Here is a 22,519-nt window from a genome sequence, read left to right as displayed (position 1 = left end):
ATCCTCGATAGACAAAAACTGCACCTTCAATGTTGGACGGTGTCCAACAATTGGGGTGCAGTTCAAATCCGGCAGTTCAAAAGATGTAATAGGCTTAACAGAGATCCAGAAGATCAGGAGCTTATTCGGCTTTGTTGAAATTGCTCTAAGGTGAGCAAAACTTCCCTCGGCTTGCTGCCTTCATAGGGACCGACGATACCCTTGGCCTCCATCGAATCGATCAGCCTGGCGGCGCGGGTATAGCCTACGCGCATTCTGCGCTGCAGCAAGGAGACGGAGGCCTGTTTGGCCTCGAGAATAATTTGGACCGCTTGATCGAACAGCTCGTCCTCGAAGACATCCTCCTGCTCCGGCTGCTCGTCGATCTCGGGCACAAGCTCCTCCCGATATTCCGCTTGCTCCTGGCTGCGGCAGAACGTAACGACCGCTTCCACCTCCTGATCGGACAGGAAGGCTCCTTGAACGCGCAGCGGCTTCGTAGCTCCCACAGGCATGAACAGCATGTCTCCACGCCCGAGCAGCTTCTCGGCCCCCGCCATATCGAGAATCGTCCGCGAATCGACCTGGGAAGATACTCCGAAGGCGATCCGCGAAGGAATGTTCGCTTTAATCAGCCCGGTGATGACATCGACCGAAGGCCTTTGCGTCGCAATAATCAGGTGAATTCCGGCCGCCCTTGCCATTTGGGCAAGCCGGCAGATGGCGTCCTCCACATCGTTAGCAGCGACCATCATCAAATCGGCCAATTCGTCTACAATAACGACTATTAACGGTAAGGGGTCTCCTGGATTGGGATTGTTTTTATCCGTAATCATCGCGTTATAGCCTTCAATATTACGGGTCCCGCTTTTGGAGAAAAGCTCATATCTTTTTTCCATTTCGACGACAACCTTCTTCAAGGCCAGAGAGGCTCTTCTCGGGTCCGTCACAACCGGAGCCAGCAAATGGGGAATTCCATTGTACACATTCAACTCCACCATTTTAGGGTCAATCATCAAAAATTTGACTTCATCCGGTTTGGCTTTGAACAGGACGCTTGTAATAATCCCGTTAATACAAACGGATTTACCAGAGCCTGTCGCCCCGGCGACAAGCAGATGGGGCATCTTGGCGAGATTAGCCACGATCGGCTGGCCCGTTATATCTCTGCCAAGGGAGATCGAGAGCTTGGCATCGGCCTCATAAAAAACCGAGCTTTCCATAACTTCGCGCAAAGTGACCATAGAGACCTCGGTATTCGGCACCTCAATCCCGATAGCCGACTTGCCCGGGATGGGGGCCTCCATTCGAATGTCTTTGGCGGCCAACGCCAAGGCTATATCATCGGTCAATCCGACGATTCGGCTCACTTTGACCCCGACGTCCGGTTGGATTTCATAGCGGGTGACGGAAGGCCCTCGCACGACGTCCAGTACTTTGGCTCGCACTCCGAAGCTCTCCAGTGTCGCCTCCAATTTCCGCGCGTTCGCTTTATAGTCCATGTGATCGGAGCCTTTGCCCATGCCAACAGGCTTGGAAAGAAGGCCAAAATCCGGAAGCTGATACGGCTTGTCCGGCGTTTTATCCGGATCGTTGCCGAAGGCCAGCTCCTCCTCCCCGGGATCCTCTTCCATTTCAGGCGCAGCGGGCTTCCGGGGTGAGGACTCGCTCTTCTCGATCTCATCACGGAAATCCCGAATAATCGGAATCGCTTCTTCCTGCTGGCGATCTTCATCAAGCAATTGCTCCGTCAGATTGATCGGTTCTTGCTCGTCTCGCGCTACTTTCTTGGAGCCTAGCAATTGAACGAATACTGGTTTTTTCTTTTCATTTTTTGGTTCATATGGCGCCTCGGGCAAAGCTTCCTCTCCATACGCCTCCTCTTCGTCCGGGTCATAAATTTGGGCGGACGGCTGCTTCTTGAGCTTTTTAGAGGAAGGGACTTGCTTATGTACGAGCTTTCGTTTCGGTCGGCTGAATAGAGAGGCCAGGCCTTTACCCAGTCGCGCTCTCCCATTCTTGAAATACTTGTTAATTCCTTTGAACAGATCAACAACGGAAATGCCGGTAACCAGTAAAATTCCTGAGGCAAATAAGGCGTACACGATCAATTTCGAGCCCCAGATGCCAAACAACAAATAAAGGGCGGCATACAAAAAAGCCCCTACCATTCCGCCGCCTACTTCCCTGTTCAGAATCCCGGGGGAATCTTCACCGGCTCTCAGGCCGTCCGTCATACGTTCCCAAGTCTCGCTCACGATATAAGAAGATTTCAACGTATCTCCTAAAGGATCGATAATCTTCATCATGGACATATGATTCATAATAATCAGTCCGGCTAAGATCAGAACAAGCCCCGTTTTTTTAGAGGACCATTTTCTCGGCCAGGCCCGGTTGATCATGACAAATACAGCAATATAAATAAAGATCAGAGGGATAACAAAATCCAGCACCCCGATCATAAACCTAAATAAATAGGTTAGTGCACGCGCAACCGATCCTTGGCGAGAAAGTGCGATGACGGATAGGATAAGGATCGCGATCCCGTACAATTCATACTTGATGGCTAGCTTCATCCCGGCATTTTTCTTTCTTTTTTTTGCCAATTAAGCCACCTCCGCTCCTTATTATAGCATAATGGAGCGGAATGACATATAGGATGGATCGTTAAATGCAGCCTGCGCGGTCTTTCATATTTCCATCAAAAGGATCCATCCCATTGAGGGGAAAACGTGATCACCGTTCCGGGAGCATAAGCAGGATTTAAATAATCGTTAGCCTGTGGACTGAATATACGAATTATTTTAGCTTGATTTGCACTTATTCTTTGAACCTGCATCTCCATTCCATTTAGCTGAATCTGTTCATAAGAGTAGTCCGCCTCTTCACTGCCCTCCATAATCCTCTCTATCGGAACAATGGAATGGATCGTCATTGGATCGTCACCTCGGACTTTCTTTGCTTGTATTCTTTGATTAATTCATTCAGACGCTGCAAAGCCTCTCCGATTCCGCCCACAGAGTCAATTAACCCATAACGGACCGCATCCTGCCCAATCACCGTCGTTCCGATGTCGCGGGTCAGTTCGCCTGTTTTAAACATCAATTCTTTTACTTTCTCATCACTGATTCGGGAGTGCCTTTTAATAAATTGAATAATTCTTTCCTGCATTTTTTCCAAATATTCGAATGTTTGGGGGACCCCAATCACCATCCCGTTAAGACGAATAGGATGGATCGTCATCGTAGCCGTTTCGGCTATTACGGAATAATCGGAGCTAACAGCAATCGGGACTCCGATGCTGTGCCCCCCTCCAAGGACGAGTGTAACCGTCGGCTTAGAAATGGTGGCGATCATTTCTGCTATAGCCAGTCCAGCCTCCACATCCCCACCCACCGTATTAAGAATGACAAGAATTCCTTCAATTCTTGAGTTCTGTTCCGCTGCAACCAATTGAGGGATAAGATGCTCGTACTTCGTTGTTTTATTTTGCGGAGGAAGGATCATATGGCCTTCTACCTGACCAATGATCGTTAAGCAATAAATATTGCTTTCCATCGCAGGTGTTGTCGTTTGTCCAAGCTGTTGAATGTTGTCCAACACGGCATTGTTCTTTTGTTCCTCTGTTCCTGGCATCGGCGCAGCTTCCTGATTAGAATATTGATCGAATGGTTCCACTTTAACCGTTCCCTCCTGTTAATCGTCTTTCTCCTGTTCCTATTTAGTATGAGTTGGAGAGAAGACAATCATGCAGCAGGAATCAAAGATAAACGCCTGCGGCGTCTTTGATCTCTGATCAAGAAAGCCTGCGTTGACCGTCGAAAATTACTGATAACGATTTTTATACAATAAATTAGATAAAGCCTTCCGGAACGTGTCCGAAAGGCTTCTTATGGTTAGTTTTAAGTGACTTAATGCTTACATCTACACTTCCATAATGATAGGAAGGATCATAGGTCTTCTTCTTGTTTGTTCATATAAAAATCGTCCGAGTGCGTCTTTAACATGTGTTTTTAATGAGGCCCACTCATTAACGTTTTCATTCATTAGTTTGTTCAATGTGTTCGTTACAATCCGATTCGCTTCATCCAACAAGCCCTCCGATTCCCGCACATAAACGAAGCCGCGGGAAATAATGTCCGGTCCGGACATTATGTTGCCCTCTTGCTTGCTCAGCGTGACAACGACGACCAAAATTCCGTCCTGCGACAACAGTTTACGGTCACGCAGAACGATATTTCCAACGTCGCCGACACCCAAACCATCGATAAGGATATTGCCGGATTGAACCTTGGCTCCCCGACGGGCTACGCCGCCTTGAACCTCCACAGTATCTCCGATATCGACGATAAAGATATCTTCTTTATCCACACCTACCGATTCGGCCAGTACACCGTGTTGACGAAGCATCCGATATTCTCCGTGGATAGGCATGAAGTATTTAGGCTTCATCAGGTTTAGCATCAATTTAAGCTCTTCCTGACTGCCGTGTCCGGACACGTGGACACCAGAAACCGAGCCGGGTCCATAGATTACATGAGCTCCAAGGCGGAACAATTCATCTACCGTACGCCCGACAAACTTCTCATTGCCCGGAATGGGGGTAGCTGCAATAATGACGGTATCTCCAGGAAGAATATCCACCTTCCGATGGGTCGATCTGGCCATTCTCGTCAGAGCAGACATCGGCTCTCCCTGGCTTCCGGTAGACAGAATGACTACCCGATCAGCCGCCATCCGATTCACTTCTTCCGGTTCGATCAGCATTCCCTCAGGAATGTTGAGGTAACCTAATTCCGATGCTATGGTCACAACATTAACCATGCTCCGTCCAATAACGGTTACTTTGCGCTGAGTCGACTCCGCGGCATCAATTACCTGTTGAATCCGGTGAATATTCGATGCAAAGGTAGCTACGACGACTCTCTGCCTTGCTTTTCGGAATACTTCCTCCAACTCGGCACCTACGCTTCTCTCCGAACCTGTGAAACCGGGGCGTTCTGCGTTAGTGCTGTCAGACAGCAGCATGAGAACCCCTTTATTTCCAATCTCGGCCATTCGATGCAAATCTGCATATTGTCCGTTGACCGGAGTCTGATCAAATTTGAAGTCCCCGGTATGCACGACAGTCCCTTCGGGGGTGTCGAGAGCAATTCCAACGGAGTCAGGAATGCTGTGATTGGTTTTGAAGAAGGTCGCTTTGATGGTCCCTAATTGAAGCTCGGAATCGGCATTAATCAGAATGCGTTTCGTATCGCCTAACATATTGGCTTCCTTCAGCTTGGCTTCAACCAATCCAAGAGTCAGCTTCGTTCCGTATACAGGAACCTTCAATTGCTTCAATATATAAGGCAGACCTCCGATATGGTCTTCGTGTCCGTGAGTGAGCAGAATCCCTCTCACTTTGTCGTGATTTTCGGTCAGGTAAGAAATGTCGGGAATAACGATATCAATCCCCAACATGTCCTCTTCCGGAAACTTCAAACCCGCATCCACCACAACTATATCGTTGGCATACTGCACCACATACATATTTTTACCGATCTCGCCCACGCCGCCAAGAGCGAAAACCAATAATTTCTCATTATTCTTTTTAGACAAGTCTATTCCTCCTTAGTATATTGACGACGATTTTATAACTCACAATCAAAAAGAAACCGCACCAGTCACTTGCCATCATTATACATGATTGAAAACACCAATTACAAGTAAATCATTTTACGACCTATTGTCCCCCAAAAAAAGAAAACCGATGCTTTGAAGCATCGATTTTTCAATCCTTGTTACAATAACGCCTCTATATACCGGCCTTCCTCTTCGGTGACGGGGACGAGCGGCAGCCGGACTCCACCGACGCGAATTCCCTTAACATTCAACGCGTGCTTAACAGGAGCCGGATTGGGCACTTTATGAGGACATTCAAACATTCCTCTAAAAACAGGCAGAAGCTCCGCATGCTTTAATGCAGCTTTTTTAACCTCTCCACGGCCAAAAAATTCGATCATTTCCTTCATCTCTTTACCGACCACATGGCTTGAGACCGATACAATCCCATAAGAACCAACCGCAAGGAAGGGCAGGGTATACGAATCATCCCCGCTATAAATTTTGAAACCGTCCGGGGCTTCCCGAACTAGCTTGGAGACATGATCCAAGTCGGAATGAGCCTCTTTCGAAGCAAAGATGTTCGGGATTTGGGCCAATCTCAGCATCGTGTCAGGTTCAATATTGACACCGGTTCTTCCTGGAATGTTATAAAGCATAATCGGAAGACGGGTGGACTCTGCAATAGCTTTAAAATGCTGATAGAGCCCCTCCTGGGAAGGTTTGTTATAATACGGCGATACAAGCAGAATCCCGTCAACTCCAGCTTCGGCCGCAAGCTTCGTCATGCGAATGCTATCGGCTGTATCATAGCTTCCGGTCCCGGCAATAATTTTGCAGCGGCCTCGGGCATGCCGAACCGATACTTCGAACAGCTTTACTTTCTCCTCGTCTGTTAATGTCGGCGATTCGCCGGTCGTTCCACAGACGACAAGACTATCACTCTTCTGCTCCTCAATTAAATAATCGATTAATTTCTCTACTTGCGGCCAGTCGACCTGTAATTGTTCATCGAACGGAGTGACCATCGCCGTAATTAAAGTCCCGAATTCCACTGCTATTCCCCCTACGACTATTCATTGACCATTAATTTTATGAAGATCGAACTTGCTATGAAGCATTCGAACCGCTCTTTGCAGTTCTTCGCCTGGAACAAGAACCCATATCGTTGTGTTCGAGTCAGCGGATTGCAAAATCGACACATCCGCCTCCGTTAGAGCCTCCACGATCCGGGCCATCACTCCGGGCACTCCGTTCATCCCTCCGCCGATCATAGCCACTTTGGCACAATTAGAACGGGTCTTCGGTTCATACCCGAGCTTCTTGATAATTTGAACGGCATGTTCAGCTACATCGTCAAAAACGGTGTACACGACACCGGAAGGATTCACATTGATAAAATCAACACTGATTTGATTCTGGGCCATCGCCTGAAATACCGACCTGTGAAAATCGTAACGGCCCTCTTGATACGAAATTTGTATTTGGGTTACATTCTCTACATGGGCAATACCCGTTACGTAGCGATCCATCACTTGCTGACGGACCGCCTTAGGATGAGTAACCAAAGTGCCTTCGTCTTCCTTGAAGGTGGAACGGACACGAATCGGCAAATTAGCCTGCATGGCCACTTCTACCGCTCGGGGATGAATTACCTTTGCTCCATGATGAGCCAAATTGCATATTTCGCTAAACGTAACAAGCGATAAAAGCTTAGCTTCTTCTACAATTAAAGGGTCGGCAGTTAATATTCCCGTCACGTCAGTAAAAATATCGACTCGTTCCGCCTTCAGGGCTGCCCCTAATGCCGTTGCCGAAGTATCGCTGCCGCCTCTCCCCAATGTAGTCAGCTCATCACCATTTGCTTTTCCTTGGAAACCTGTCACAATGACTACTTTTTGTTGCCTGAGTTCTTCGTATATTCTGTCGGGATGAATCGACACAATTCTCGCATCCCCGTAGTTGCCATCCGTTTCGATTCCCGCTTGGGCTCCACTCAAGACCGTGGCCGGAATCGATTCGGCATTCAACAGGCTGCAAAGGGTGACTGCAGATATCACCTCTCCGCAGCTAAGCAGCATATCCATTTCTCGTCGGGAAACTCTGTTCCCTTGCTCTCGTATCCATTCAAGCAGCGTGTCCGTGGCATAAGGCTGGCCTTTTCTTCCCATAGCTGAGACAACAACGACGACTTCATATTGTTGGGCAAGTGCTTGTTTAATATGTTTGATGACGTGCTCTCGAGCTTCCGGGCTGGAAAGGGAAGAACCGCCGAATTTCTGCACAAGGATGGACACATCCTCACCCCCAACAATCGGCATCATCAATCAGACTTTATTACAACAGAAGGACTCTGGTAACAGTCTCTCATTTAGAGATTACTCAGAGATTAATTGTTCTCCGATTTGGACTGCATTATATGCAGCTCCTTTAAGCAGGTTGTCAGAAACAATCCACATGTTCAGCGCCCGCGGATTCGACAGGTCTCTGCGCAAGCGTCCGACGAACGTTTCCGGCTTGCCTGCAGCTTCCGTAGCAAGCGGGTATTGCTGCTCCTCGGGATTATCCTGCACAACAATTCCAGGAGACTGTGCCAGCAGGCTTTTGACCTCTTCCACGTCGAAGTCGGACTTCAATTCGATATAAACCGACTCGGAATGACCGTAAGCAACCGGAATACGAACGCATGTTGCGGTAACCTCAATGGACTCATCGCCCATAATCTTCTTCGTTTCGAGAATCATTTTCATCTCTTCGTTCGTAAATCCATTTTCCCAAAATTTGTCAATTTGTGGAATGGCGTTAAAAGCTATCTGATGTTTAACAGGCAATGAGCCTACGGGCAGAATATCCGGCTGAACGTCCTTGCCTTCCAACAGTTCCTTGGATTGCTTGAACATTTCGTTAACCGCCTGATTGCCTGCCCCGGAAACCGCCTGATAAGTCGAAACGATTACCCGGGATATGCCATAACGGTCATGAAGCGGCTTAAGTGCAACAACCATCTGAGTCGTGGAGCAGTTAGGATTAGCTATAATTCCTTTATTCTCTTGGATCTTCTCCACATTGACCTCCGGCACGACCAGCGGAGTGCTGGGGTCCATCCGGTAAGCACTTGTATTGTCGATACAAACGGCTCCGCTTTTGACAGCATGGGGGACAAGCTCTTTACTAACATCCCCGCCCGCGCTGAAAAAAGCAATGTCCACTCCTTCAAAGCTGTCCGGAGTGGCTTCTTCAATGGTCAGTTCACGATCTCTAAACTTGATCTTGTTCCCGGCCGAACGTTTGGAAGCGAGCAGCTTTAACTGTTTAATGGGAAAGTTTCTTTCATCCAGTAGACGGATAATTTGTTGACCTACCGCACCGGTAGTACCTACAATAGCTACATTATACTGTTTTTGATTCGACATGTCTGACTCTCCCTTGTATCATTCTATTAATAAATTAGGATCGATAATCAGGAATAGTTAAAGCGTTCGATCAGCAAAGGTTGAAGCTGCCTGCCTTGTAAAGCTTCTTCACAAGCCTCCATAATTAAATCCATTCGCGAAACGAGAGAATTTGCTTTAACATTAGGGGCATCTTGACCGAAAGGAACAAAGTATATGTTCTTCGCTACAAGCAGTTTGGCGATATTGGCGGCATTCAAGCCGAGGCCGTCATTCGTGGAAATGGCCAGGACTAGAGGTCTTTGATTCCTCATTTGAGCCTTGGCCGCCATTAACACTGGGCTTTCCGTCAAGGCATTGGCCAACTTACTCGTTGTATTACCGGTACATGGAGCAATGACCAGCACATCCAACAGCTTGGACGGGCCGAGCGGTTCTGCATCTACGATTGTAGAAATGATATCATTCCCTGTAATATCTTTCAACTGTTTTTGCCAATCTTCCGATGTCCCGAAGCGGGTATCCGTAGTCATCAGCGTATAAGACGCGATCGGGATCACCTGCGCCCCCGCTCGTACGAATCTTTCGATCTGCGGCATTACTTCAGCGAATGTGCAATGCGATCCGGTAAGAGCAAACCCTACCGTTCTTCCATGCCAATCCATCCTCAATTCCTCCCTTTTCCTGCGTCTTCCATCAATAAACCGCTAAGGGTGCGGGCAATGATGCGTCCGGCCGTCTTGGGTGCAACTATACCCGGCAGACCAGGAGCAAGAAGCGCCTTGACGCCTCTCTTCTCCGCAAAACGGAAGTCGGTTCCGCCCGGCTTGGATGCAAGGTCGATAATCAAGGCGCGGTGAGGAATTTTGGCAATGATTTGTGCTGTGATTATCATAGTCGGAATTGTATTAAAAATCAAGTCGATGCCATGGACGTGATCGGCAAAATCCGTAGTGTAGAACGGTTCAAAGCCCATTTCCCATGCCCTTGCGTAGTGCTCGGGTCTACGTACTCCCACCTTAACTATCGAGCCCAGTCCCTGTAAGGTCCTGGCCATGGTCAAGCCCGTTCTTCCCATGCCAAGCACCATACTTTTGGAGCCGTGAATTGTAATATCGGTATTTTGTATCGCCATCATCAGGGCGCCTTCGGCCGTCGGTATCGAGTTAAATATGGCTACATCGTCCCGTTCAAACAGCTCTACAATCTCTACGGAATGTTTGCCGCACAACACCTTTAAATTAGGTTTGGCTATACCCGTATACAGCTTGCAATGTTCGGGCAGTGCTTTCATATGGTCATCGGTAAGTATCAGCTCTTCTGAAGAGAAGATGGACATCACTTGTCCGTCCTCATCCATCCCGGATGCAGGAAGAACGACCGCATCGCTAGTATTCAGGAATTCGGGGAGAAGTTTTGTCCTTGTCACTCCGCTGTAAGAAGACTGAAGATTGTCAAATCCAATCAATTGAACCGTAGCGTCAAGTTCCGTTAATTGCTCAATGACCTCCAACTGCCGGGCATCTCCGCCTATGAATGTAACATGAATTCCCGTAAGCAATTGTCAACACCCTTTTCCTAATAGCCGTTATCAATAACATAGTTTATGCTCAGGCCTATTGAGGCGTGACAAGACAACAGTCTACAAAAAGAAAACTGCCGACCAGGTTGCAGTCGACAGTCCGTACTCCCGCTGGGAGAGCGAGTAATAGAAATTTCCTTAAAACGGTAATCACAAAAGAACTCTTCTTTCCGATGAGAGTTCTGTGCTATTTGCCGGTATGTCCGAAGCCGCCTGCCCCCCGTTCGGTGTCCGATAATTCCTCCACTTCCTCCAGCCGGATGGAAGGAACGTACTGGAATACCATCTGGGCGATCCGTTCGTTGCGGGAAATGACGAAAGGCTCCTGTCCATGATTAATCAACAGCACCTTTACCTCTCCCCGATAGTCCGCATCTACCGTACCCGGTGAATTCAGGGCGGTTATCCCGTGCTTTAGAGCGAGGCCGCTGCGGGGACGGATCTGGGCCTCCAGCTCCCCAGGCATAGCCAGACAGAATCCGGTCGGAATTAATCTCCGTTCCCCGGGATGCAATGTAACCGGCTCCGCTACCGATGCGTATAAATCAAAACCGCTGGCCAATTCGGACATTTTCTCCGGCAGCTTAATATCTTCATTTCCTGGAAGTCGTTTAATTTGAACCAAATGCTGCAAGTTGATCCCTCCTGAATCCTTGAATAGCTTTATCGGATTGTCCCACCATAGCCAGGGCAAACGGACGGGAAAACAAGTCGTTTGTTACCTGCCGGATTTCCTCGTGACTGACCGCTTCGATTTTGGCGATAATCTCGTCTATTGTCAAATGGCGCCCCAGCATCAGCTCGTTCTTGCCAAGCCGATTCATCCGGCTGCTCGTGCTCTCCAGACTGAGAATGAGACTGCCCTTTAACTGCTCCTTGCCTTTCTTCAATTCCGAGTCGGTCAAGCCTTGGACGATCATTTGCTCAATAATCTCCATGGACACCTTAAGCACTTCCTCTGTTTGCTTTGGTGCGGTTCCCGTATAAATCGCAAACATTCCATTATCCACATGAGCGGAATGGTATGAGTATACGGAGTAGGCCAGCCCTCTCTTCTCCCGGATTTCCTGAAATAATCTGGAGCTCATTCCTCCGCCAATCGCATTGTTCAGTAAGATCATCGCATAATAGCGGGGGTCTGTAAGCGATAAGCCGGGAAGAGCAAGGCAAATATGATTCTGCTCTGTTTTCTTCTTATGGTAAATAAGGTCCCCCGCGAATCCGGGAGCTTCATATGCCGCCAGCTTTCCAGAACGCTGCAGTCCACCGAAGTGCTTCTCCAGCAAATCGACAACACTTTCATCAATATTGCCAGCTATACTTAAAACCGTATTTTCAGTAGTATAATAGTCATCCATATATTGACGAAGCTTTTCCGAATTCATCTGGTTCAGATTGTTCTCGGTTCCGAGAATCGTATAGCCTAACGGATGATCGCCATAAGCCGCCTTCGCCAATAAATCATGAACCAGGTCATCCGGCGTATCTTCATACATGGAGATTTCCTCCAGGATGACATTGCGCTCTTTATCTAATTCCGCCTCATCCAGCTTGGAATGAAAATACATATCCGCCAGCACATCTACGGCAATAGCCAAATGTTCGTCCAGAACCTTGGCATAATAACAGGTATACTCCTTTGTCGTAAACGCATTGACATTGCCTCCGATGCCATCAAAGACTTCGGCGATGTCCCGAGTGGAATAGCGGTCTGTTCCTTTAAAAAGCATATGTTCTATAAAATGAGAGATCCCGTTCTGGTCGGGCGATTCATTCCGCGACCCGGTTTTCACCCAGATTCCAAAAGAAACTGATCGGCAGGATGGAATGGGCTCCAGGACGACCCTTAAGCCATTGGATAAATGATGTTTAATCACTATGTTCCTCCTATTTTGAACTCAACATTACTCGCACCTGGTTAACCTCGTAAGAATCGGCTAGGATTCATTCTCGGGTACCCGGTCCGTGGAAAGCAACTCGCTCACCGTCCCCAGAACCAAATCTCTGCTTTTAATTTCTCTGATCATTTCAGGAAGAGATAAGGAAGCAGATTCCGTCGGATGCATCAATATCATGGCTCCGGGTTCCAGACGGTTGGCTATTTTGGTAATGATGGTTTGGGGGGACGGCTTCTTCCAATCTACCGTATCAATTGTCCAGAGGACCGTCCTCAAGTTCAATTCCGCTGCTATTTTTACCGTCTGCTGGTTAAAATCTCCCGAGGGAGGCGCAAATAACTTATTTTCGACACCTAAATGCTCTTTAAGCAAGTTCTCCGTCTTGACGATTTCTTGTATGGCTTCTGCCCTGCCCAGGCCGCTCATATTCTTATGGGAATAAGCGTGATTGGACATTTCATGGCCCTTGGAGGCAATCACTTTGGCCATCTCCACATTTTTACTGAGCCATTTACCGTCGAGAAAGAAGGTTGCTTTAACATTTTCTCGTTCTAACGTCTCCAACATGCCGGGAATAAACTCGTTCCCCCAGGCTACATTAATCATGAGCGACACCATCGGTTTGTTAGGATTTCCTTTATAGATCGGGTGAGCCCCCAAATCATCCAATGTGATCTTGGGAGGAATTTCGCGAAAAACAAGCGGCAGCTTCTGCCCTGGAATCCAATCCTTGGACAGCTGAAAGCTTCTATCCACATCCACTTCCCGTCCATTATATCCAGGTATCGCTTTCCATACCCGATCCAGCTTGGCATCGATCGGAGGAATGTGCAGCCTCGCGGCCTCCCGTCGAATCGCATCCATTCGTTCCTGGGCTGTCGCTTTATCCTTCAGGCTAACCTGAGCGGCGCTGCCCTGCTGATTAAAAACCGGCATAGCCTCCGGTCCTTGCCGTCCTTTGACATTCTCAAAATAAACGTGCATAAAAGGCTGTTGGCACAGAGCAAAAACCAGCGCACCCATTCCCGCAATGACCGAAGCCAATCGTTTTTTATTCCTCATCGATCCATGTCTCCCCGGTTCAAACTGTGATAACCGGCTCCAGACGGGCCGGCTCCCGTTTGTCCCATCTTATGCAGATAGGGACAGGAATAGAATGGACCGCAAATAAAATAACCCCACAAAGTGACGTATAGCCTTCGAAGCGCATTCCGATTACTTTGCGGGGAGCCCCGGAACTTATAAATTCTATTAATGTAAAAAAGAGACAGACTGGATCTGACTCTTTATTTTAACGTATTTATCGGCAAGGAACAAACATTATTGGGTTAAGGTGGCCTTTCGGGATAAATTAATTCTTCCCTGCGCATCGATTTCCGTCACTTTAACCGTAATAGAATCGCCTACAGACACGACATCTTCTACTTTGGCTACCCGTTCGTTCGACAGCTGGGAAATGTGTACGAGCCCCTCTTTATTCGGCAGAACCTCTACAAAAGCCCCGAACTTCTCCACCCGCTTGACGGTGCCCAGGTAGGTTTCCCCAACGACGACCTCGCGGACGATCCCTTCGATAATTTCCCTGGCTTTCTCGTTCATTGTTGCATCCGAGGAGGCGATATAAACCGTTCCATCCTGTTCAATATCGATTTTCACGCCGGTCTCATCAATAATTTTGTTAATGATTTTGCCCCCGGCCCCGATAACATCTCTGATTTTATCCGGATTGATGTGCAATGTAATAATTTTAGGAGCATAAGGGGAAAGCTCTTTTTTCGGCTCCTTGATTTGACCCAGCATTTTTTGCAGGATGAAGAGCCTGCCTTCTTTCGCTTGACTGAGCGCTTCCGACAAAATGTTCCGATCGATTCCGTTGATCTTGATATCCATTTGAATAGCGGTTACCCCTTTAGGAGTTCCAGCTACTTTAAAGTCCATATCTCCGAGATGGTCCTCCATCCCTTGAATATCCGTCAGAATCGATACGTTGTCCCCGTCCTTGATCAGACCCATCGCGATTCCCGCTACCGGAGCTTTGATCGGCACTCCCGCATCCATCAACGCCATCGTGCTCGCGCATATGCTAGCCTGAGAAGTGGAGCCGTTGGATTCCAGCACTTCCGATACCAGGCGAATCGTATAAGGGAATTCGCTTTCCGGGGGAATAACCATCTCCAGCGCTCTTTCTCCCAATGCTCCATGCCCAATCTCCCGTCGGCCGGGTGCGCGCAGCGGTCTGGCTTCCCCTACGCTGAATGGCGGGAAGTTGTAATGGTGCATAAAGCGTTTGGTCTCTTCCAGATCGAGGCCATCGAGAATCTGGACATCGCCCAAGGCGCCCAGCGTACAAATACTGAGAGCTTGAGTCTGTCCCCGGGTGAACAGTCCGGAACCATGAGTTCTGGGCAGCAAACCGGTGTCACATTCAATGGGGCGGATTTCATCCAGCGCTCTTCCGTCGGGCCGGATTTTATCCTGTGTAATCAAGCGGCGAACCTCTTCTTTAACAATGTCATACAGCACCTCACTGACATCGTCCATCCGTTCAGGAGTGTCTTCGTATACAGCGGTAAAATGCTCCACAGCTTCCGCATTAATAGCATCAATAGCATCCTGGCGGGCCTGCTTCTCGGCTACCCGTACAGCTTCTACCAGTCGTTTCTGGGCATAAGCGCGCACCGCTTCATTCACCTCAGAATCGACCTCGTGAAGCTTCACTTCCATCTTCGGCTTCCCGTTTTCTGCGGCAAATTGCTCGATTTTTTCAACAATTCTTTTAATTTCCTCATGTCCAAACATGATCGCTTCCAGCATGATTTCCTCGGGAACTTCATGCGCTTCCGCTTCCACCATCATTATAGCGTCCTTCGTACCGGCAACGACAAGATAAAGCTCGCTGGCTTTGGTCTGTTCTACTGTCGGATTAATGACGAACTGGCCATCCACACGGCCGACAATGACTCCGCCGATAGGACCGTTAAACGGAACATCCGAGATGCTGAGCGCCGCTGAAGTCCCGATCATAGCAACAATGTCCGGAGAGCAATCTTGCTCAACACTCATTACAATATTAACGATTTGCACATCGTTACGGAAGCCTTCAGGGAACAGCGGGCGGATCGGACGGTCGGTCAGACGGCTCGCCAAAATCGCTTTCTGCGTCGGTCGTCCTTCTCTCTTCGGATATCCTCCAGGAATTTTACCAACAGAATACAGCCTCTCCTCATAGTTAACCGTCAGCGGAAAAAAATCGAGATCCTTCGGATCAGGCGATGCCGTTACCGTACATAGAACGGCCGTATCCCCATACCGGACCATAACCGCTCCATTGGCCTGCTTAGCCAATCTCCCGGTTTCGAGAGTGAGTGGCCTGCCGCCCAGCTCCATATGTATCTTCTTCTCCATACTTACCTCCTACGTGTGGGAATGATTACTATTTCTGCATACTTACTATCATTTCCTTCTTGACGGCAAATCATAATGGCCTTTGCCGAAGAGTTGCGGAAATAGAAAAAAAGGAATTAGCGTTTGCAGACGCTGCTTGCTGGCCGCCGCAACCCCCTCAAAAATTAGTTAACGCTTAAGAAGGCGGCTGTTAAGCCAAAGCATGCGGTTGCGGTCCGCTGGCGCATTTCGTCCCAACGCCATTCCCTTTTGCCCGATTCTTGCCGTCTTTGTAAAAAATGTGCTTATGCGAAAAAGCAACCTTGCCGTCTATGCAGATAAACTGCACGATTAAACAAAGTTGCTTTTTACAATTGAACCTATCTGCGAAGACCCAATTTCTCGATTAATGCGCTGTAACGCTTAACGTCGTTGTTCTTCAAATAGGCCAACAGCTTACGACGTTGTCCAACCATTTTCAAAAGACCGCGACGGGAATGGTGGTCCTTCTTGTGTGTACGCAAATGACTGGTCAAATTTACGATGTTTTCCGTAAGGATAGCAATTTGAACTTCCGGAGATCCCGTATCGGTCTCGTGGACTTTATGCTCCTGGATCAGTTGCTGCTTACGCTCTTGGGTAAGTGCCATCCTGTTCACCTCCTCATAATGAAAAAGAATCGCCTGCAGCCCAGAAACCGCCGGAGTTGCGGATTTCCATGCTGAGGTTCCGGCTCGTCCCGGGCGTCTGCCCTTTAAAACGAACACAACTCAGTATAGCATAATATGGTTAGCTAAGTAAATGGCCTGCCTGCGCACAAAATTACGAACCCTGTTATGGGACCTCCCAGGAAGCCGCTCACGAGAAACATCCATCCCGAAAGCCTTAGAAACTATCGGGTTTTCCTCGGGTTAGGATACAATCGAAAGCTTCTGTCTAATTTGCCTTACATCTGCTTGAATTTGCGACACTAGCTCATCAACGGACGTAAACTTCTTCTCATGACGAATAAAGTATAAAAACTCCACTTCCAGCTTTTTGCCATAAATATCCCCTTCAAAGTCCAGCAGATGAACTTCGAGCACGGGTATTTTTCGGTCCCCCGAGAAGGTAGGCTTCACCCCGATATTGGCGGCTCCGTAATACACATGGCCTTCCCAGCTTACCTTGGCCGCATAGACGCCGTTAAGGGGCATAACAAACGGCTCGTCAGGATCAATGTTAGCGGTAGGAAAGCCGATGGTGCGTCCCCGCTTGTCCCCTTCGACAACTATTCCGCGGACGCTGTATCGACGTCCTAACAGCATATTGGCGGCTTCCATTTGACCCGACAATAAATGATCCCGGATTCTAGTGCTGCTTACTTTATCGCCATCCATCAGGTACGGCCGCACCACTTCGACAGTGAATTGCCCGTGACTCAACTCACAGAGTGTATCCGGAGTTCCCGATCCCTGATGTCCGAATTTAAAGTCAAATCCGACGATAACAGAGTTTACACCGAGAGCAAGTAAATATTGTTCTACAAATTCAGCCGGTGTCAGCCTGGCGAACTCGGGACGAAACTCTACAACATAAGTATATTGAATCCCCATTTCTTTAAAGATCTCCAACTTTTTGGAGAGAGGAGTCAAGCTATGCTCGTACTTGGATTGTCCCAGAACTACCCGCGGATGGGGATGAAAGGTCATAACGGAAGCCGGCAGATTCAACCGCGCTCCCGTCTTGATGGCCCTTGTTATCACTTCCCGGTGACCTAAATGAACACCGTCAAAATCTCCAATCGCGACTACTTGGGATGAAGGCATTCCTTCCAATGGAAGTCGAGTTGGATAATGGATATGAAAATCCTGCACTTGGATTCACCTGCAATTCTAACGGGATGTCAGCTTAATTAAATACTTTCTCCGGAACCAATAAAGAGCGTTCGGCATCCCACCGAAAAATTCCGAGAAAAGGTGCCGGTGACTTGGCCGAATATACTTTGCACATGCGGCCGTCCCACTCTTCTGGAACCGAATCAGCCGCTCGGACCCTTCTTCCCTGCAGAGCTTTGATGGCCTCTGTTTCTGCCACACGCAGCGCAGGCAAGTGGGGAATCGCCTCATCGGTCGGGATCAACCGTTCCGCGAGCTTTCCTTCCTGCTGAAGCCTTTCGATTTCCGGAAGCGTCAAACAACGGTCCAGCGTAATCGCTCCGGTCGCGGAACGGACCAACTCGGACATAACCGCCGGATAGCCTAGCGCTTTGCCCACATCGGTGCACAACGTCCGGATATACGTCCCCTTCGAGCATTGAACCCGGAATCGGATTTCTGGATGACGGCGTTCTAAATTCATCGCCAGCAGCTCGATCTCATAAATGGTAACCCGCCGCTTTTTACGTTCCACTTCCTGACCCAATCTGGCCAGCTCATACAGCCGGCGTCCATCTACTTTAACTGCTGAATACATGGGCGGAACCTGTTCAATCGAGCCGACGAAAGATTCGACAGCGGTCCGCACCTGTTCGGCCGTAACTTGAACGGCCTCCATTTCCTCAATTAGGCGGCCTGACATGTCCTCGGTATCCGTTGCCTTTCCAAGGATAAGAGTAGCTTCGTACTCTTTAGGCAAGTCCTGAATATATTCGACTACCCGGGTAGCTCTTCCGATACAGAGCGGGAGTACCCCCGTCACTTTCGGATCGAGCGTCCCCGTGTGGCCAATCCTTTTGATCCCGATCATTCGCCTTACCTTGGCCACCACATCGTGAGATGTATAATCGACCGGCTTTAAAACCGGCAATACGCCTTCCAATGTCATTCCAAAGCCAAACCTACTTCCTGTATCAGTTGTGAGGTTACCTGGTCTAAATCTCCATGAAGCGTGCACCCGGCCGCCAGCGTATGACCGCCCCCGCCAAAAGATTTGGCAATTCGCGCCACATCTACTTTGCCATTGGAGCGCAAGCTGACTTTGAAGGTGCCGTTGTCGATCTCCTTGAACAACAGGCCGACCTCGACGCCTTCGATATTGCGCGGATAATTAACGAGTCCTTCCATATCCTCGTTTACTGCCTGCGCTTCAGCCGTGTCCTCCACCGTCACACTAATCCACGCGATTTTACGATCATAGGCAAAAGAAAGCTTGGCGAGAGATTTCTGCAGCAGAACAAGGTGAGCATAAGTCATCTTTTCCAGCAGCACGTTGGCCAGCTCGCTCCCTTTCACCCCATAACCCAGCATTTCGGAAGCGATAAGGAGCACTTTGGGGCTCGCGTTCGAATAACGGAAACCGCCTGTGTCGGTTAACAATCCGGTATAAATACAATTAGCCAGATCGGTTGTCCAGGGAATCTGCAGTTCATTAACCAAATCATACAATAATTCGGCCGTCGCTGCCGCTTCGGCCTCGATCCATACACAGGAGCCGAAGCCTTCATTCGTCGCATGATGATCTATGTTGAGCAGCGGCGTATCTGGATGAATTCGGTTATGCAAAGGACCCATCCTGCGAATATCGGCACAATCCAGGCTTATAATGGCATCGAAGCGTTCTTCCTCCGGCATTTCGGAGATCAGCCCGACCTGGTCACTTCCCCACAAAAAATTATATTTAGGGGGAATCGGGTCCTCGTTGACCATCTGAAACGTTTTGTTCATGTGCTCAAGCATCCAACCAACTGCGAGCGTAGATCCGATCGCATCCCCATCCGGGTTCAGATGGGAGACGACCAGGAACCGGTCGTGATTGCGAATAAATTGGGCCGCTGCTTCAAGGGGACCGGATGGCTTATTCCCTTGGGCCGTCATTTTTTCGCTTCCCCGTCGTTAAGTTGTCCAAGGAGCTTTTCGATACGGCTTCCATAATCGATCGAAGTATCTAACTTGAAAATCAGCTCGGGAGTTACCCTGAGCCGTATTCGTTTGGACAGCTCCGACCGCAGAAAACCGGTTCCGCGGTGCAGAGCCTTTAATGTTTCTTCCTTCTCTTCGTCTGAGCCGAAGACGCTCAAAAAGATCTTCGCCTGGGAGAGGTCGTTCGTGACATCAACGCCTGTAATGGTTACAAAGCCGATTCGCGGATCCTTAAATTCGTTCTGCACAATCTGGCTCAGTTCCTTCTTGATTTGCTCCCCCACTCTGCCTGTTCGAATTCTGGACATGCCATCACCTCTCTACGGCTTCCATTACGAACGCTTCAATGATATCTCCTTCTTTGATATCGTTAAACCGTTCCAATGTAATTCCGCATTCATATCCTTGTGCCACTTCTTTGGCATCGTCTTTAAACCGTTTCAACGAATCCAATTGCCCCTCGAAAATAACAATTCCGTCACGGATCAGGCGGGCTTCCGCCGAGCGGATGATTTTCCCTTGGGTGACCATACAGCCGGCAATCGTACCGATTCTCGATATGCGGAACGTGTTCCTCACTTCTGCGTGGCCGATGACCTTCTCCTTGTACTCCGGATCCAGCATTCCTTTCATCGCCTGTTCGATTTCTTCGATGGCGCTGTAAATGACGCGATGCAAGCGGATATCGACTTGCTCCTGCTCCGCCGTTACTTTGGCCGCCGGTTCCGGACGAACGTTAAAGCCAATAATGATGGCATTGGAGGCAGAGGCGAGAATAATATCGGATTCGGTAATCGCTCCTGCGCCGGTGTGAATAATTTTGACCCTCACACCTTCTACCTCGATTTTTTCTAACGAGCCTTTGAGAGCCTCGACCGTTCCTTGAACGTCCGCTTTAATAATAATATTAAGCTCCTTGATATCGCCCTCTTGAATATGCTTGTAGAGATCGTCCAACGTAACGCGCGAGTTGGCTCCCATCTCGGACTGCCTTAGCGTAGAGGCCCGTTTCTCAGCGATCGCTCTCGCTTTGCGCTCGTCCTCATAAGCGAGGAACGGATCGCCAGCCTGGGGCACCTCGGTCAAGCCGGTAATCTCAACCGGTGTGGATGGACCGGCCTCCTTCAGCCTCTTGCCTTTATCGTTAACCATTGCGCGGACACGGCCGAAGCATACTCCGGCAATAAAGCCGTCTCCGACCTTCAGCGTTCCATGCTGAATCAGAATACGCGCCACAGGGCCTCTTCCTTTATCCAGTTCAGCCTCGATGACGGTTCCTCTGGCCCGCTTATTCGGATTGGCCTTCAGTTCCTGAACCTCAGCGACGAGCAACACCATCTCGAGCAGCTGCTCCAATCCCATTTTTTGCTTGGCCGACACATTGACGAATATCGTATCTCCGCCCCACTCTTCAGGCACCAGCTCATATTCGGTCAAATCCTGCTTGATCCGATCCGGATTCGCTTCCGGCTTATCGATCTTGTTAACTGCGACAATAATAGGCACATTGGCCGCTTTCGCATGACTGATGGCCTCCACCGTCTGAGGCATGACCCCATCATCCGCCGCCACGACAAGAATCGTAATATCGGTCACCTGAGCTCCGCGGGCGCGCATCGTCGTAAATGCCGCATGTCCCGGAGTATCCAGGAAAGTAATCTTTTTCCCTTGTGCTTCGACCTGATAAGCTCCGATATGCTGGGTAATTCCCCCGGCTTCGCCCTCAGTCACACTGGTAGAGCGAATAGCATCGAGCAGCGTTGTTTTTCCGTGGTCAACGTGTCCCATAATGGTGACGACAGGAGGACGCTCCAGCAGCTCAGACTCATCATCCACCTCTTCCAGCAGTTCGAAGTTTTCTTCATCTACTGGAATCTTTAACTCCACTTCGACGCCGTATTCCGTCGCAATCAGCTGAATAGTATCGAGATCCAGCTCTTGGTTAATGGTAGCCATTACACCAAGGAAGAGAAGCTTCTTGATGACCTCGGATACATCCTTGTGAAGCAGCTTAGCCAGATCGCCAACGGTCATCGTACCGCGGACAATAATTTTTTTCGGTGTATTATCCACCTTTTCTTTTCTAACCGGAGTCTGCTGCCGGTTTCCTCTGCCTGACCGGTTATTCCGGAAGTTTCCTCTGGAGGAACCTGTTTTATTATCATCAAAGCGTCTTTGGTTTGACCTTGTCTTTTTGTTGGCCACCCCTTCGTTCGCTTTTACATCCAGATCGTCCACACCCGGAACCTTGTTCCGTGGAATTTTGCCATCGCTTGTTTTTTGTTGTGCAGGACGATTGGCATTTCTGTTGCCGCCCGCCGCTGATGAATCGGGGGCTCTGTTAGGAGCTCCGTCCGGTCTGCGGTTACGGTTGGCATCCGTACGCTGTCCGCCTTGTGGGCCCCGGGAATCGCGCCCCCCTCCAGCGGCTCGATTGTTTCCCTGGCTGCCTTGTGCCCCGCCAGCGGGCTTTCTCTTGGGCTGCGTGCCTTGCTGCGAATTACGCGGCGAAGCCTGCTTCGATTGCTGTCCTGATTCTTGTCTGTTCTTCACGTCTTCCCCTCCAGCGGCCGTGTTGGACGACGGCTTCTTCGGAGCGGACGCTGCGGAACTCACGGCGGCACTTTCCCCCGAAGCAGCCCGTTTGGCGGCAGCATTAGCCTTGACATCGCGGAAAAATTTCTCCACAGCCTGCACCGCCTCATTCTCCATCACGCTCATATGATTGTTAACGGAAATATTCAGCCGTTTCAAAATGGTAATAATTTCTTTACTGCTCATATTTAATGATTTGGCATATTCATAAACTCTTAGTTTTTCCTTATTTTCGTTTTTACTCAA

At 49.1% G+C, this 22,519-nt stretch carries 19 protein-coding genes; all 19 read right to left on the bottom strand.

Annotated elements, in window-relative coordinates:
- Positions 1–113: 113 nt before the first annotated feature.
- Positions 114–2,585 (bottom strand): FtsK/SpoIIIE family DNA translocase, encoded by a 2,472-nt coding sequence (locus KJS69_RS11585; protein ID WP_213583918.1) that lies wholly within the window; start codon positions 2,583–2,585, stop codon positions 114–116.
- 95 nt (positions 2,586–2,680) lie between these two features.
- Positions 2,681–2,914, bottom strand: coding sequence for a YlzJ-like family protein (locus KJS69_RS11580; protein ID WP_213583917.1), 234 nt, complete (start codon positions 2,912–2,914; stop codon positions 2,681–2,683).
- Complete coding sequence (locus KJS69_RS11575) at positions 2,911–3,615, bottom strand: ClpP family protease (RefSeq protein ID WP_213584092.1); 705 nt, start codon at positions 3,613–3,615, stop codon at positions 2,911–2,913. The genes KJS69_RS11580 and KJS69_RS11575 overlap by 4 nt, the downstream gene beginning before the upstream one ends.
- 288 nt (positions 3,616–3,903) lie before the next feature.
- A complete protein-coding gene (locus tag KJS69_RS11570) occupies positions 3,904–5,580 on the bottom strand; it encodes a ribonuclease J (RefSeq protein ID WP_213583916.1) in 1,677 nt (558 codons plus the stop codon).
- A 182-nt stretch (positions 5,581–5,762) separates the two neighbouring features.
- Positions 5,763–6,638 (bottom strand): 4-hydroxy-tetrahydrodipicolinate synthase, encoded by an 876-nt coding sequence (gene dapA / locus KJS69_RS11565; RefSeq protein ID WP_213583915.1) that lies wholly within the window; start codon positions 6,636–6,638, stop codon positions 5,763–5,765.
- Between the two features lie 21 nt (positions 6,639–6,659).
- Positions 6,660–7,880, bottom strand: a complete 1,221-nt coding sequence (gene dapG / locus KJS69_RS11560) for an aspartate kinase (RefSeq protein ID WP_213583914.1) — start codon at positions 7,878–7,880, stop codon at positions 6,660–6,662.
- Between the two features lie 81 nt (positions 7,881–7,961).
- On the bottom strand, positions 7,962–8,996 hold the full coding sequence (locus KJS69_RS11555) for an aspartate-semialdehyde dehydrogenase (RefSeq protein WP_213583913.1): 1,035 nt from the start codon (positions 8,994–8,996) through the stop codon (positions 7,962–7,964).
- Between the two features lie 47 nt (positions 8,997–9,043).
- Positions 9,044–9,640 (bottom strand): dipicolinate synthase subunit B, encoded by a 597-nt coding sequence (locus tag KJS69_RS11550; protein WP_213583912.1) that lies wholly within the window; start codon positions 9,638–9,640, stop codon positions 9,044–9,046.
- A gap of 2 nt (positions 9,641–9,642) precedes the next feature.
- Positions 9,643–10,536 carry a dipicolinate synthase subunit DpsA gene (gene dpsA, locus KJS69_RS11545; RefSeq protein ID WP_213583911.1) on the bottom strand — a complete coding sequence of 298 codons (894 nt, stop codon included), beginning with the start codon at positions 10,534–10,536 and terminating at the stop codon, positions 9,643–9,645.
- Between the two features lie 208 nt (positions 10,537–10,744).
- Entirely contained in the window at positions 10,745–11,191 is a 447-nt protein-coding gene (dut, locus tag KJS69_RS11540) for a dUTP diphosphatase (RefSeq protein ID WP_249730469.1), read from the bottom strand.
- Entirely contained in the window at positions 11,169–12,434 is a 1,266-nt protein-coding gene (locus KJS69_RS11535) for a M16 family metallopeptidase (RefSeq protein ID WP_213583910.1), read from the bottom strand. Before KJS69_RS11535 ends, dut begins: the two co-directional genes overlap by 23 nt.
- Before the next feature lie 60 nt (positions 12,435–12,494).
- On the bottom strand, positions 12,495–13,517 hold the full coding sequence (locus KJS69_RS11530) for a polysaccharide deacetylase family protein (protein WP_213583909.1): 1,023 nt from the start codon (positions 13,515–13,517) through the stop codon (positions 12,495–12,497).
- 258 nt (positions 13,518–13,775) lie between these two features.
- Complete coding sequence (gene pnp / locus KJS69_RS11525; protein WP_213583908.1) at positions 13,776–15,860, bottom strand: polyribonucleotide nucleotidyltransferase; 2,085 nt, start codon at positions 15,858–15,860, stop codon at positions 13,776–13,778.
- Positions 15,861–16,219: 359 nt separating this feature from the next.
- Positions 16,220–16,489, bottom strand: coding sequence for a 30S ribosomal protein S15 (gene rpsO / locus KJS69_RS11520; protein ID WP_213583907.1), 270 nt, complete (start codon positions 16,487–16,489; stop codon positions 16,220–16,222).
- Positions 16,490–16,750: 261 nt separating this feature from the next.
- Positions 16,751–17,695: a bifunctional riboflavin kinase/FAD synthetase gene (locus tag KJS69_RS11515; RefSeq protein ID WP_249730468.1), complete on the bottom strand. Its 945-nt coding sequence runs from the start codon at positions 17,693–17,695 to the stop codon at positions 16,751–16,753.
- Between the two features lie 34 nt (positions 17,696–17,729).
- Positions 17,730–18,644 carry a tRNA pseudouridine(55) synthase TruB gene (gene truB / locus KJS69_RS11510; RefSeq protein WP_213583906.1) on the bottom strand — a complete coding sequence of 305 codons (915 nt, stop codon included), beginning with the start codon at positions 18,642–18,644 and terminating at the stop codon, positions 17,730–17,732.
- Positions 18,641–19,633, bottom strand: a complete 993-nt coding sequence (locus KJS69_RS11505) for a DHH family phosphoesterase (RefSeq protein ID WP_213583905.1) — start codon at positions 19,631–19,633, stop codon at positions 18,641–18,643. Before KJS69_RS11505 ends, truB begins: the two co-directional genes overlap by 4 nt.
- Positions 19,630–19,986 (bottom strand): 30S ribosome-binding factor RbfA, encoded by a 357-nt coding sequence (rbfA, locus tag KJS69_RS11500; RefSeq protein WP_213583904.1) that lies wholly within the window; start codon positions 19,984–19,986, stop codon positions 19,630–19,632. Before rbfA ends, KJS69_RS11505 begins: the two co-directional genes overlap by 4 nt.
- 4 nt (positions 19,987–19,990) lie before the next feature.
- Positions 19,991–22,519, bottom strand: a complete 2,529-nt coding sequence (gene infB, locus KJS69_RS11495; protein ID WP_213583903.1) for a translation initiation factor IF-2 — start codon at positions 22,517–22,519, stop codon at positions 19,991–19,993.

Source organism: Paenibacillus sp. J2TS4 (genome assembly GCF_018403245.1).
GTDB lineage: Bacteria > Bacillota > Bacilli > Paenibacillales > NBRC-103111 > Paenibacillus_L.
Note: the sequence above shows the minus strand (reverse complement) of the source record. Positions and strands in the feature narration are given on the sequence as shown.